The following is an 11,631-nucleotide window of genomic DNA, read 5'->3' as shown; positions in this document are numbered from 1 at the left end:
CCGCGGCCCGAACGCATCTCGCCAGTTTCGACGCGGTCGAAGCGAACTCCATGCTGGAGCTGGAACCGCCGGTCCACACGCGGCTTAGAAAACTCGTCAACCGCGCCTTCGTTTCGCGTCAGGTGGAGCGCCTGCGCCCGCGCGTCGAAGCACTTTGCCATGAACTCATCACGGGCTTCGAACGGGACCGCGAGGCGGAGCTCCTTGCTGCCTACGCAACGCCCATACCGCTGGTCATCATCACGGAGATGCTTGGCGTTCCGGGCGAAATGGGGCCGCAACTGGTCGAGTGGTCGCACCGCATGGTGGCCATGTATATGCATGGCTTGGATGAGGAAACCCAGCGCCGCGCCGACGCGGCCGCACACGATTTCGCCGCCTTCATCCGCGCCTACGCCGAGAAGCGGCGCGCGTCCCCCGGCGATGACCTGCTAAGTCTTCTGATTGCCGCGAAAGAAGATGGCGAGCAGCTTTCCGAGGATGAACTCGTTTCGTCGGCGATACTGCTCCTGAATGCGGGGCACGAAGCGACCGTGCACCAGCTCGGCAATGCCATCTCCACCATTCTTGCACAGGGCGGTGACCCGCGCCGCTTCTTCACCTCCGAGGCCGAGACGGCTGCCGCGGTCGAGGAATGCCTGCGCTACGATCCGCCGCTGCACATGTTCACGCGCTACGCCTACGAGACCGTTGAGGTCACGGCAGGCCTCACCCTGAAGCCCGGCGAAACGGTGGGGCTGATGCTGGGCGCGGCCAACAGTGACCCGCGCGCCTTTGAATGCCCGCGCAGTTTCCGGCCCGGTCGCGGAGACCAGAAAAACGTGTCGTTCGGCGCCGGCATCCATTTCTGCATCGGCGCACCGCTGGCGCGACTGGAAATGCAGGTGGGATTGAGCGTTCTGTTCGAACGCCTGCCCTCGCTCGCCCTGAAGGCAAGACCGGCCTATGGCGATACCTATCATTTTCATGGGCTTGAGCGGCTCGACTGCCGCTGGAACGCAGGCTCGTGACGAGACTCGGTCTCGTGCGAAACTGAAACGGCGCGGGCCAACAGGCCCGCGCCGCAGAATGGGTCAGTCAGACATGGCCGGTTCAGATCTGGCCCAGCGCCTGCTCCAGATCGGCGATGATGTCTTCCACGTCCTCGATACCAATCGACAGACGGATGACATCGACGCCCGCACCGGCCGCCGCCTTCTGTTCGTCGGAAAGCTGGCGGTGCGTGGTGGAGGCCGGGTGAATGATCAGCGACTTGGTGTCGCCGATATTGGCCAGATGCGAAAAGAGCTCGACGCTCTCAACCACTTTCACACCGGCATCGAAGCCGTCTTTCAGACCGAAGGTGAAGACAGCACCCGCCCCCTTGGGCGAATATTTCTTCATGAGGCCGTGATTGGGATCGTCGGGCAGGCCCGGATAGGAAACCCAGGACACCTTGTCATGGCCCTTCAGCCATTCGGCCACTTTGAGCGCATTGTCGCTGTGGCGCTGCATACGGAGCGCCAGCGTCTCGATGCCGGTGAGAATCTGGAATGCATTGAAGGGCGAGATGGCCGGTCCGAAATCGCGCAGGCCAAGCACGCGGGCGGCAATCGCGAAGGCGAAATTGCCGAAGGTCTCGTGCAGCACCATGCCGCCATATTCGGGACGCGGTTCGGAAAGCATCGGGTATTTGCCCGACTTCGACCAGTCGAACGTACCGCCATCGACCAGAACGCCGCCGACGGAATTGCCGTGGCCGCCCATGAACTTGGTCAGCGAGTGCAGGACAATGTCTGCGCCATGCTCAATGGGGCGCAGCAGATAGGGCGAAGCATCGTGTTGTCGACGATGAAAGGCAGACCGTGCCTGCGAGCAATGTCGCCGATCTTCTCCAGATCGACAAAAGTTCCGCCGGGATTGGCGAGGCTTTCCACAAAGATCGCCTGCGTGTCGTCGTCGATCTGGCTTTCGAAACTGTCGAGATTCTCCGGATCGGCCCAGCGGACATGCCAGTCGAAATTCTTGAACGCATGGCCGAACTGGTTGATCGAACCGCCATAAAGTTTTTTGGCCGCAATGAAATTCGCACCCGGCTTCATGATCGTGTGGAACGTCAGAAGCTGTGCGGCGTGGCCCGAGGCCGTGGCCAGTGCCGCCGTGCCGCCCTCAAGGGCCGCGACGCGCTCTTCAAGCACAGCCTGGGTCGGGTTCATGATGCGGGTGTAGATGTTGCCGAATGCCTTGAGGCCGAACAGCGAAGCGGCGTGGTCCGCATCGTCGAAGACATAGGAGGTGGTCTGGTAGATCGGCGTGGCGCGTGCGCCTGTCGCCGGGTCGGGCTGGGCTCCTGCATGCACCGCCAGCGTGTCGAAACCGGGCGTACGCTCACTCATGACTATTCCTCCATAAACAAATATTCGGTGAGGCATCAATACAGAGCGCGCCCTCGCAGGAAAAGGCGTTTTGTCCCTGCTGGCGGCGCGCGTCTGAAAAATCAGCGCTGACGAATGCCAAAACTCTGAAAACCTTTGCGCATGATGGGCTTTTTCGAGGAAATGACCCGGCTGTTGACGCCGTTCCAGCCGATTTCGCGTGAAAGCCGCGCATATTCGATCTTCGGGCAGCGGTCCATGACCACCCTGATACCCTTTTCCTCCAGCCTGACAGCCGAGGCGTCGTCGCGCACCGTAAGCTGCATCCACACAACTCCGGGGAGCGGGTCCATCGCCAGGATTTCATCCGTCACGCCGGGAATGGCTGCGGAGGGACGGAAGATGTCCACCATGTCGACAGGCTCGGGCAGATCGGCGAGCCGGGCAACGACCGGGCGGCCGGCGATCTCCCTACCCGCCTGTCCCGGGTTGACGGGAAACACCGTATAGCCCTTGTCGATCAGATATTTCGTCACGAAGAAACTCGGGCGCACCTCATTGGCCGACGCGCCGACAATGGCAACGGTCTTCACCGTGTTCAAAATACTGGAGATGTATGCGTCGTCGTACTTGTCGTGATTCATCGTTGCTCCCGGAATTTACAGTGTCGGAACGCCCGCCGCGCCGCGCGGTGCCACTGACAGCATGGTCGCCTGCGCCGGCCCTGAAAATCACGGCCAACCTCATTGTCGGCGCAAACGCAGTTCATGATAAGGTTTCCGCTCAGCGCAGCCGCTGATAACCAGAGGGGTCGAACATGTTGAGATATGCAGTACTGGCCTTCGGAGCGATCATCATCGCCAGCCCGGCCGAAGCCATATCCCGTTACACCTCAACTGCCATGAGCTGCACCGAGGTGCAAGCGAGGATCGCCTCCGAGGGCGCCGCGATCATGCGCTACCAGTCGCGCAACAACCCCACCCTCCCGCGCTATGACCGCTATGTGGCGAACGAGCAACTTTGCCCCGTCGGCCATATCGGCGCGCGCGACACCATTCCCACTGCGGACCGCGCCCACTGTCCGGTCCTGCGTTGCAAGCCGGAGATAAAGGAGCGGCTTTTCCGGCGCCCCTGGGTGTTCTCGAACTGATCCGCTGCCGCATCTCCAGTGAGGCATCGCACATGACGAAATTGCGCATTCGGGCAAGCCTCCATCGCCCCTGAATTGATATATTCAGGAACAGAAAAAATCCTTTATTTATTTATGTTTATAACCGCTTTTATTGTCAAATGACCTGCGGCACTACTTCCCGCCGCGCCTCTCCAGAACACCCAGTTTCACCGGAGGGGCGCGGTCCTGCAACGATGCTCAGAAAGGGAAGTTATGCGCAAGCTGTTGGTCGTTATCGTCGGTATGGTCTTGCTGTTTCCAAGCAACAGCACATGGGCAGCCAGTCAATCCTGCCAGCAGATCCAGGCAGCCATCAGGGAACATGGATCCATCATCCTTCGCTATCCATCGGGCAATGGCGGGTCCATCCAACGCTATGACCGGTTCGTCGCGAACCTCAATGAATGCCCTGCGGCCTTCAATACCCTGAAGGTGCGGCGCGTCCCCGCCCTCGATACCGATGCCTGTCCCCTGCATGTATGCTGGAACAATGATTGACACCGGCGGGGGCGGTGCCCGCTGCGGGTGGCGCTTCTACCGCCCGCAGCCTGCACATCTCATTTACCCTTCCATTCAGGCGCACGCTTCTCGATGAAGGCGCCAATGCCTTCTTCCGCGTCCCGCGCCATCATGTTCTCCACCATCACCCGGACCGTGTAGTCATAGGCCTGCGACAGCGCCATTTCGGCCTGTGCGTAAAACGCCTCCTTGCCGATCTTGAGCGTCAAAGGTGATTTGGAAGCAATGGTTTGTGCGAAGTTCATCGCAGTTTGATTCAGGGTTTCCTGCGGCACCACGCGGTTGACGAGACCGAACGAAAGCGCGGTCTGCGCATCGATCATCTCTCCCGTCAGCAACATTTCCATGGCGTGTTTGCGCGAAACATTCCGCGACAGCGCCACCATCGGCGTGGAACAGAAAAGGCCGATATTGACGCCGGGCGTGGCAAACCGCGCCGCCTCGCCTGCCACCGCCAGATCGCAGGAGGCGACGAGCTGGCAGCCGGCGGCGGTGGCGACCCCGCTCACCTCGGCAATCACCGGCTTGGGATGACGCACGATGGTCTGCATCAGGCCGGCGCAGAGACGCATTGTTTCTTCAAAGAATTCCCTGCCCCGGTCGGCGTCGGCCCGATGCGCCGTCAGTTCCTTCAGATCGTGGCCCGCGCAAAACACCTTGCCTTCGGAGCGCAGAACGATGACACGCACCGCGTCGTCGTCGCGGGCGCGTTCGAGAGCGCCTTTCAGCGCCTCCATCATGGCGATCGACAGCGCGTTGGCAGGCGCGCTCGCAAGCGTCAGCTGCAGGATCCCTCCCACCTCGCTCACCGTAACCGGTGCCTCTATCGTCTCCTGAACTGCAGCCGCGTCGGCCATGGTCTTCCTCCCGGGGTCAGATGCGCTGCCACCTTAGAGCCGCTTGTGTTGTTGCCGCAATCCGGCAATTCTCTCATTTGCCGGCCGCCGTCGCAAAGCGCCAGCCAGAAAAGCCGGAAAAGAATGGGAGGACAATGTTCATGGATGCCCAGAGCGGATCGAGCACGTTTCAGCCGGTGATGGACGCCGGGGAGGTCAATCTCTATCTGCGCGACGTGTTTCCGCAGGCCTGCAGCGGTGAGGTTCCCGACTATCGCGCGCTTAACGTCTCTCCGGGTGGCTGTACGGTGCGGCTTGAGGCCGGGTTCCGGCACCTGCGCCCCGGCGACACCGTTTCCGGTCCGTCCCTCTTTGCGCTGGCCGATATCGGCGGCTATGTGTGTGCGCTCTCCCATATCGGCCGCAAGGCGCTCGCCGTGACCACCAATCTCAACATAAACTTCATGCGCAAGGCCGGCCCCGGCACGGTGGACGGCCATTGCCGCATTCTGAAACTCGGCCGCCGGCTGATGGTTTTCGAGGCCGAACTGGTGGCCGGCGATACAGGCGAAACCGTCGCTCACGCCACCGGAACCTACTCCATCCCGCCCGCCGAATGACCCGTTCTGCCTCAGAAATGCGGTAAGCAGCACTGATTTATAGCGGTATCTAGATACCGCAATTTCAACCTGTTGTTTTTATTGATGTTTTCATGACGCCACCCAAAATATTGCACTTGACGTCCATCCCACCCCCCTATAGGTAACCAGCGCTGCACCTTAACTGTCGTGCTGCATTGGTTTGCATTGCCTGAGCCTGCCGGGTTTCGACAATGTCAAACGCAAGCAACAAGAAACGCCCAGCCTCAGGGCCGGGTTCATGAAAGTGGAAAAAGACCCATGAAAACCTTTTCGCAGAAGCCTGCGGAAGTGACGAAGAAGTGGATCCTGATCGACGCCGAAGGCGTTGTCGTCGGCCGTCTCGCTTCCATCGTCGCAAACCGTCTCCGCGGCAAGCACAAGCCCACCTTTACCCCGCATGTTGACGATGGCGACAATGTCATCATCATCAATGCCGACAAGGTTGTGCTGACCGGCAAGAAATACACCGACAAGAAATATTACTGGCACACGGGTCACCCTGGCGGCATCAAGGAGCGCACCGCGCGCCAGCTGCTCGAGGGCCGGTTCCCGGAGCGTCTGCTTGAGAAGGCCGTTGAGCGCATGATCCCGCGTGGTCCGCTTGGCCGCCGCCAGATGAAGAATCTGCGCGTCTATGCCGGCGCCGAGCATCCGCACGCCGCCCAGAACCCGGAGACGCTCGACGTCGCCGCCATGAGCAAGAAGAATGTGAGGGCCCAGTAATGGCCGAAATCAACTCCCTCGAAGAGCTGGGTGCGGCAACCGCTGCGCAGACCGCCGAGCAGGAAGCTCCGGTGCATGTGCAGAAGCTGGACGCCCAGGGCCGCGCTTACGCCACCGGCAAGCGCAAAAACGCCATTGCCCGCGTGTGGGTCAAGCCGGGCTCCGGCAAGATCACCGTCAACGGCAAGGAGTTCCAGGCATATTTTGCACGCCCGGTTCTGCAGATGATCCTGCAGCAGCCGATCGTCGCTGCCGACCGCAACGGCCAGTATGACATCGTCGCAACCGTCGTCGGCGGCGGCCTGTCCGGCCAGGCCGGTGCCGTTCGTCACGGCATCTCCAAGGCCCTGACCCATTACGAGCCGGCGCTGCGCGGCGTGCTCAAGAAGGGTGGCTTCCTGACCCGTGACAGCCGCGTGGTCGAGCGCAAGAAGTACGGCCGGGCAAAGGCTCGCCGCTCGTTCCAGTTCTCCAAGCGCTAAGCTTCCAGAACTGTCGGATACGAAAAGCGGGCCTTCGGGTCCGCTTTTTTCTTGCGGAGATTCTGGCTTGACCCTACCCATTTGGATCGCCACAGGAGGAGCCCATGCCGTCGAACTCGATCGACCACGCTTTCACCGCCCGCACGCTGACGGGTGCTGCCAGCGACCCCACCTATGCGGGGGCGCTCTCCTTCATGCGCCGCAAATTCACCAAATCGCTCAAGGGTGCAGATGCCGTGGTATGGGGCATCCCGTTCGACGCGGCCGTTTCCAACCGCCCCGGTGCGCGCTTCGGCCCGCAGGCGATCCGCCGCGCCTCGGCAATCTTCGACAATGACCCGCAATACCCATTTGGCGCGGATCTGTTCGAGACGATGTCTGTCATCGACTATGGCGACTGCCTGCTCGACTATGGCAATCATCAGAAGACGCCGGCGACGATCGAGCGGGAAGCTGCGAAAATTCTCAAATCCGGCGCATTCCTTCTCTCACTCGGCGGCGATCACTTCGTCACCTGGCCGCTTTTGAAAGCGCATGCGGCAAAGCACGGGCCCCTCGCCCTCGTCCAGTTCGATGCGCATCAGGACACATGGTACGACGATGGCAGGCGGATCGATCATGGTTCATTTGTCGGGCGCGCGGTGCGCGACGGCGTCATCGATCCGGCCGCCTCCATACAGGTCGGCATCCGCACCCACGCGCCGGAGGATTGCGGCATCGCCATCCTGCACGGCTATGACGTGGAAGAAATGAAGGCCGGCGAGATCGCCGAAACCATTCTCGCACGCGTCGGCCATCGCCCCGCCTATGTCACCTTCGACATTGACTGCCTCGACCCAGCCTTCGCGCCGGGCACCGGAACGCCGGTGGCCGGCGGCCCGTCCAGCGCGAAAATGCTCTCGGTGCTGCGCCAGCTCGGCGCGCTGGAGATTGTCGGCGCGGACATTGTAGAGGTGGCTCCTGCCTATGACCACGCGGATGTGACAGCCATCGCGGGGGCGACCATCGCCATGCACTATCTCGGCCTTCTCGCGGCGAAAAAGCGACGATAAGAGCTGAAGCATCGATTCAGGCGCTTTACGGATTGATTCCGAACGCGTGTGTAACCAGTTGAAATACGACTCTTTTTCAGGACTGACATCATGACGGCGAAAATCTTCATCGACGGCGAACACGGCACCACCGGCCTGCAGATCAGGGCACGTCTGGCCGAACGCCGCGACATCGAAGTGATCTCCATCCCCGCCGAGAAGCGCAAAGATCCGGCAGCGCGTGCGGAATTCCTCAACGCCGCCGACATCGCCATACTGTGCCTGCCGGACGACGCCGCACGCGAAAGCGTCTCGCTGATCGACAATGACAGGACGCGCGTCATCGATGCCTCCACGGCCCATCGCGTCGCCGAGGGCTGGGTCTATGGCTTTGCGAGATGGACAAGGCGCAGAGCGACGCGATCCGCAACGCAAGGCGTGTCGCCAATCCCGGCTGCTGGCCGCAGGGTTCCATTGCCTTTCTGCGTCCGCTGATCGGTGCCGGACTGCTGCCGGCGGACCTGCCCGTCACTGTCAACGGCATTTCGGGCTATTCGGGTGGCGGCCGCACCATGATCGAAGACTACGAGGCCAGAGGGGCCGATGCGCCAAGCTTCATGCCCTACGGGCTGACCCTTAATCACAAGCACCTGCCGGAGCTGCAAACCTATGCAAGGCTCGCGGGTACGCCTCTGATGCAGCCGGCGGTGGGTAATTTTGCCCAGGGCATGCTGACCGCCCTGCCCCTGCAGCTCGGCCATCTCGACCGCGTGCCGTCAGGCGCGGAACTCCACACAGCACTCGCCGACCATTATGGCGCCATTGAGGGCGGTGTGGTGAAGGTTGCCCCGCTCGCGTCAATCGAACGCACGCCGGATATCGATCCCGAGACCCACAACGACACCAACACGATGACGCTGCACGTCTTTGCCAACGACGCCCGCGCGCAGGCTCTGCTTGTCGCCGTCTACGACAATCTCGGCAAGGGCGCTTCGGGCGCGGCCGTGCAGAACATGGATCTGATGCTGGAAGGACTTTAAGCTTCGGCTCATGGCAAAAAATGAAGGCGCGCCCCGACGGACGCGCCTTTTTCTTTGGCCAGGCTGTGGAGGTCACACGGCGGCGTAAACCTCGTCCTCGTCGCGCCGGCGCCGTGGCGCTTCAGGGAGAGGATAAGGCCCCTTCGTTGCCCGCCAATGGGCACAGGCGAAGAAGAGCACCACCAGCGCCACGCCCTGATGGGTCAGCGCTACATCGATCGGCACAACCATGATGAGTGTCACAATGCCGATGGCCGCCTGCGCCAGAACCAGAACCGCAAAGAGGATCGTGCGGCGCGCATGTGTCGTCCCCGGCGCGCGGCGGATCGCGAATACCATCTGCCAGAGCGCCAGAACGAGCAGCGCATAGGCACCCAGCCTGTGCACGAACTGCACCATCTTCGGGTTCTCGAAGAAATTGATCAGGGCCGGTGTCTGCGCAAAGAGACCTCCCGGCACCAGCGCACCGTCCATCAACGGCCAGGTGTTGTAGGTCATGCCCGCACGCAGACCGGCAACAAGGCCGCCAAGATAGATCTGGAACAGCACCGCCACCACCATCCAGCCGGCGAAGCGGCGTATGCCCTCATCCGCCCTTCCCGCCGAGTGTGGCGCGAGGCCACGCGCGACGAGCGCGGTGGCAGCAAAAATCAGGCAGGCAATGGTGAGATGCGTTGCGAGCCGGTACTGGCTCACATCGACCCGGTCCACCAGGCCGGAAGCGACCATCCACCAGCCGACCGCGCCCTGCAGGCCACCCAGCGCCAGAATGCCAAGAAGCTTCGGCTTCAGGCTGCTTTCGAGCCGCCCCGTCAGCCAGAAAAAGGCCAGCGGCAGCGCAAAAACGAAGCCAACACCGCGCGCCAGCAGCCGATGCGCCCACTCCCACCAGAAGATGGTCTTGAAATCATCGAGCTCATGCCCTTGTTGATCTGCTGATACTCGGGAATCTGGCGGTATTTCTCCAGTTCCTCCTGCCATTCGGCCTCGCTCAGCGGCGGGATGACGCCGTGAATCGGCTTCCATTCGGTGATGGAAAGGCCCGATTCCGTCAGCCGAGTCGCTCCGCCGACGATCACCAGCGCAAACAGGGTGAAAAGCACGAAGTAAAGCCAGAAGCGCACAAATTTGCGGTTGCGCAAAAGAGTCTCCTGCGAGACGTCTACCCTTGCAGCACTGGAAGCGGTCATATCCACAGCGTCAGCCATCGTCATTTTGGAAGTTGACCGTTGGTGAACCAAAGCCACCTGACTTGCAAGCCGAACCGGCCTTTGCGCGACAAGCCGTCGCGCTGCGCGATGCCTGTCATTGCATCGCGTCTCCGCGCGTTTTATGAAGCGCGCGAAAGGTATTTTTCATGCCCGTACGTCTTCGAAAATTCATCGGCATGCTCGCGCTCGTCGCGCTTGTGGCCGTCTACGCCATCCTCTCGACCGCGATCGCCGTGGCGCAACTGGCCGAATCCGGCCCGCTGGTTCACCTTGCCTATTTCTGCCTGTCCGGTCTTCTGTGGATTATCCCGGCGATGTTCATCATCCGCTGGATGATCGGCAAGCCCGAGAGCGGCGCCTGATCCGTCGATCTTTCTTTCACCTTTTGTTGGTATTCAGAGGCAACGCTGCCAGAAGGGCGGCTTTGACGACTGCGATGAAAGATGACGTTTGCAAAGCAGCCAGAACGGGTGTCTGCCACCGGCAGCAACGCTGAGGAAGGCCTTGGCGTCGAGGTCTGCGACGCCGACGCTGTAACGCTGCAGCGCTATCGCGAAGACTGCGGCGATGCCCGCTTCATGCCCGCTCAAAGCCCCGATTGGGTGGCGGCCTGGACGAGGCATGCACTGCACCCTCCCATCATCGCCCGGCTTTGCGACGGGGACGGCCACCTGATGAGCCTGGCGCTCGAAGTTGCCCGACAGGGCCGCTTTGGCGTTGCCCGCTTCATCGGCGACCGCCACGCCAATGGCAATTTCCCGGCACTGAGCCGCAGGGTTCGCGACGGATTGCCCGGCTCACACCTTCAAATGCTGATCGACGGTATCCGTCATGCCCGGCCGGATATCGACCTGCTGGTGCTCGAGCGGCAGGTACGCAATTGCGGAGATCAGACCAACCCGCTCTCTGGCTGGCCCCACGGCGACAGCCCCAACGTCTCGCTCGCCGTCGACCTCGAAGGCGGCTTCGACGCGGTTCTCGAACGCTCCAGCGGAAAGCGGAAGCGCAAGCAGCATCGCTCGCAGGCGCGCAAGCTCGAGGCGGCGGGCGGCTATGAGCGCCGTCTGGCGGGCTCACGTGCCGAGGCCGAGGCGATGCTGGACGCCTTCTTTGAAATGAAGGCGCACCGCTTCGCGCTGATGGGCGTTCAGGACGTTTTCGCGCCTGACCGCGTAAAAGCCTCTTTCCGTACGCTCTTTGGCGATGCGGCGGAGATGCAGAACCCGGGCTTTGTGCTTCACGGGCTGGAGGTGGCCGGCAGGCTCCGCGCCGTGACCGGGTCGAGCCGCGTTGGCGAACGCCTGATCTGCGAGTTCAGCTCGTTTGCCGACGATGAGCTGAGCGAGGCTAGCCCGGGCCGCTTCCTGTTTTACGAGAACATCGAGAGCGCCTGCTCACAGGGACTGAAGGTCTACGATTTCAGCGTTGGCGACGAATATTACAAACGGTTGTGGTGCGACCTGGAAACCATCCAGTTCGACACGTTCGTGCCCCTGACGGCGAAAGGCCGCGCGCTTGCCCTGACCCGCGGCGGCATCGCCCGAGCCAAGCACCTGATCAACAACAATCCAAGGCTCTGGGCAATTGCGAAAGCGGTCCGGCGCCGGCTGGCGCTGCTGCGCG

11 protein-coding genes and 3 pseudogenes are annotated in these 11,631 nt (G+C 61.8%); 10 read left to right on the top strand and 4 right to left on the bottom strand.

Annotation, left to right across the window (positions count from 1 at the left end; all coding sequences use genetic code 11):
* Positions 1 to 1,010, top strand: a 1,010-nt coding sequence (locus JCM21793_RS21120) for a cytochrome P450 (RefSeq protein WP_025031628.1), incomplete at its 5' end; no start/stop codon positions are given.
* Positions 1,011 to 1,092: 82 nt separating this feature from the next.
* Here the strand turns inward: JCM21793_RS21120 and JCM21793_RS27550 are convergent.
* Both JCM21793_RS27550 and JCM21793_RS21110 read right to left on the bottom strand, forming a co-directional pair.
* Positions 1,093 to 2,375: pseudogene (locus JCM21793_RS27550) on the bottom strand (O-acetylhomoserine aminocarboxypropyltransferase).
* A 101-nt stretch (positions 2,376 to 2,476) separates the two neighbouring features.
* A complete protein-coding gene (locus JCM21793_RS21110) occupies positions 2,477 to 2,998 on the bottom strand; it encodes a CoA-binding protein (protein WP_025031627.1) in 522 nt (173 codons plus the stop codon).
* A 173-nt stretch (positions 2,999 to 3,171) separates the two neighbouring features.
* Here JCM21793_RS21110 and JCM21793_RS21100 point away from each other — a divergent pair, with 173 nt between their 5' ends.
* On the top strand, positions 3,172 to 3,504 hold the full coding sequence (locus JCM21793_RS21100) for a hypothetical protein (protein ID WP_007007919.1): 333 nt from the start codon (positions 3,172 to 3,174) through the stop codon (positions 3,502 to 3,504).
* A 234-nt stretch (positions 3,505 to 3,738) separates the two neighbouring features.
* Positions 3,739 to 4,023 (top strand): hypothetical protein, encoded by a 285-nt coding sequence (locus JCM21793_RS21095; protein ID WP_007007920.1) that lies wholly within the window; start codon positions 3,739 to 3,741, stop codon positions 4,021 to 4,023.
* 59 nt (positions 4,024 to 4,082) lie between these two features.
* On the opposite strand, the gene JCM21793_RS21090 is transcribed toward JCM21793_RS21095, so the two are convergent.
* A complete protein-coding gene (locus JCM21793_RS21090; protein WP_025031625.1) occupies positions 4,083 to 4,901 on the bottom strand; it encodes an enoyl-CoA hydratase in 819 nt (272 codons plus the stop codon).
* A 134-nt stretch (positions 4,902 to 5,035) separates the two neighbouring features.
* Here JCM21793_RS21090 and JCM21793_RS21085 point away from each other — a divergent pair, with 134 nt between their 5' ends.
* From JCM21793_RS21085 to argC, 5 genes and pseudogenes are all read left to right on the top strand, one after another.
* Positions 5,036 to 5,500 carry a PaaI family thioesterase gene (locus tag JCM21793_RS21085; protein ID WP_090325844.1) on the top strand — a complete coding sequence of 155 codons (465 nt, stop codon included), beginning with the start codon at positions 5,036 to 5,038 and terminating at the stop codon, positions 5,498 to 5,500.
* 279 nt (positions 5,501 to 5,779) lie between these two features.
* Positions 5,780 to 6,244, top strand: a complete 465-nt coding sequence (rplM, locus tag JCM21793_RS21080) for a 50S ribosomal protein L13 (RefSeq protein WP_007007923.1) — start codon at positions 5,780 to 5,782, stop codon at positions 6,242 to 6,244.
* Positions 6,244 to 6,726: a 30S ribosomal protein S9 gene (gene rpsI / locus JCM21793_RS21075; protein ID WP_007007924.1), complete on the top strand. Its 483-nt coding sequence runs from the start codon at positions 6,244 to 6,246 to the stop codon at positions 6,724 to 6,726. The genes rplM and rpsI overlap by 1 nt, the downstream gene beginning before the upstream one ends.
* 104 nt (positions 6,727 to 6,830) lie before the next feature.
* On the top strand, positions 6,831 to 7,778 hold the full coding sequence (speB, locus tag JCM21793_RS21070) for an agmatinase (protein ID WP_025031623.1): 948 nt from the start codon (positions 6,831 to 6,833) through the stop codon (positions 7,776 to 7,778).
* A gap of 90 nt (positions 7,779 to 7,868) precedes the next feature.
* Positions 7,869 to 8,797 (top strand): annotated as a pseudogene (gene argC, locus JCM21793_RS27545) (N-acetyl-gamma-glutamyl-phosphate reductase).
* A gap of 72 nt (positions 8,798 to 8,869) precedes the next feature.
* Here argC and JCM21793_RS27540 read toward each other — a convergent pair.
* Positions 8,870 to 9,987: pseudogene (locus JCM21793_RS27540) on the bottom strand (COX15/CtaA family protein).
* Positions 9,988 to 10,154: 167 nt separating this feature from the next.
* Here JCM21793_RS27540 and JCM21793_RS21055 point away from each other — a divergent pair.
* On the top strand, positions 10,155 to 10,370 hold the full coding sequence (locus tag JCM21793_RS21055) for a DUF2842 domain-containing protein (protein ID WP_025031622.1): 216 nt from the start codon (positions 10,155 to 10,157) through the stop codon (positions 10,368 to 10,370).
* A gap of 81 nt (positions 10,371 to 10,451) precedes the next feature.
* The coding region (locus tag JCM21793_RS21050) for a GNAT family N-acetyltransferase (protein WP_025031621.1) at positions 10,452 to 11,631 on the top strand (1,180 nt) is incomplete at its 3' end.

The organism is Nitratireductor aquibiodomus NL21 = JCM 21793, from assembly GCF_000615975.1.
Classification (GTDB): domain Bacteria; phylum Pseudomonadota; class Alphaproteobacteria; order Rhizobiales; family Rhizobiaceae; genus Nitratireductor; species Nitratireductor aquibiodomus.
The sequence above is the reverse complement of the archived record's forward strand: the minus strand, read 5'-3'. Positions and strand labels throughout refer to the sequence as shown.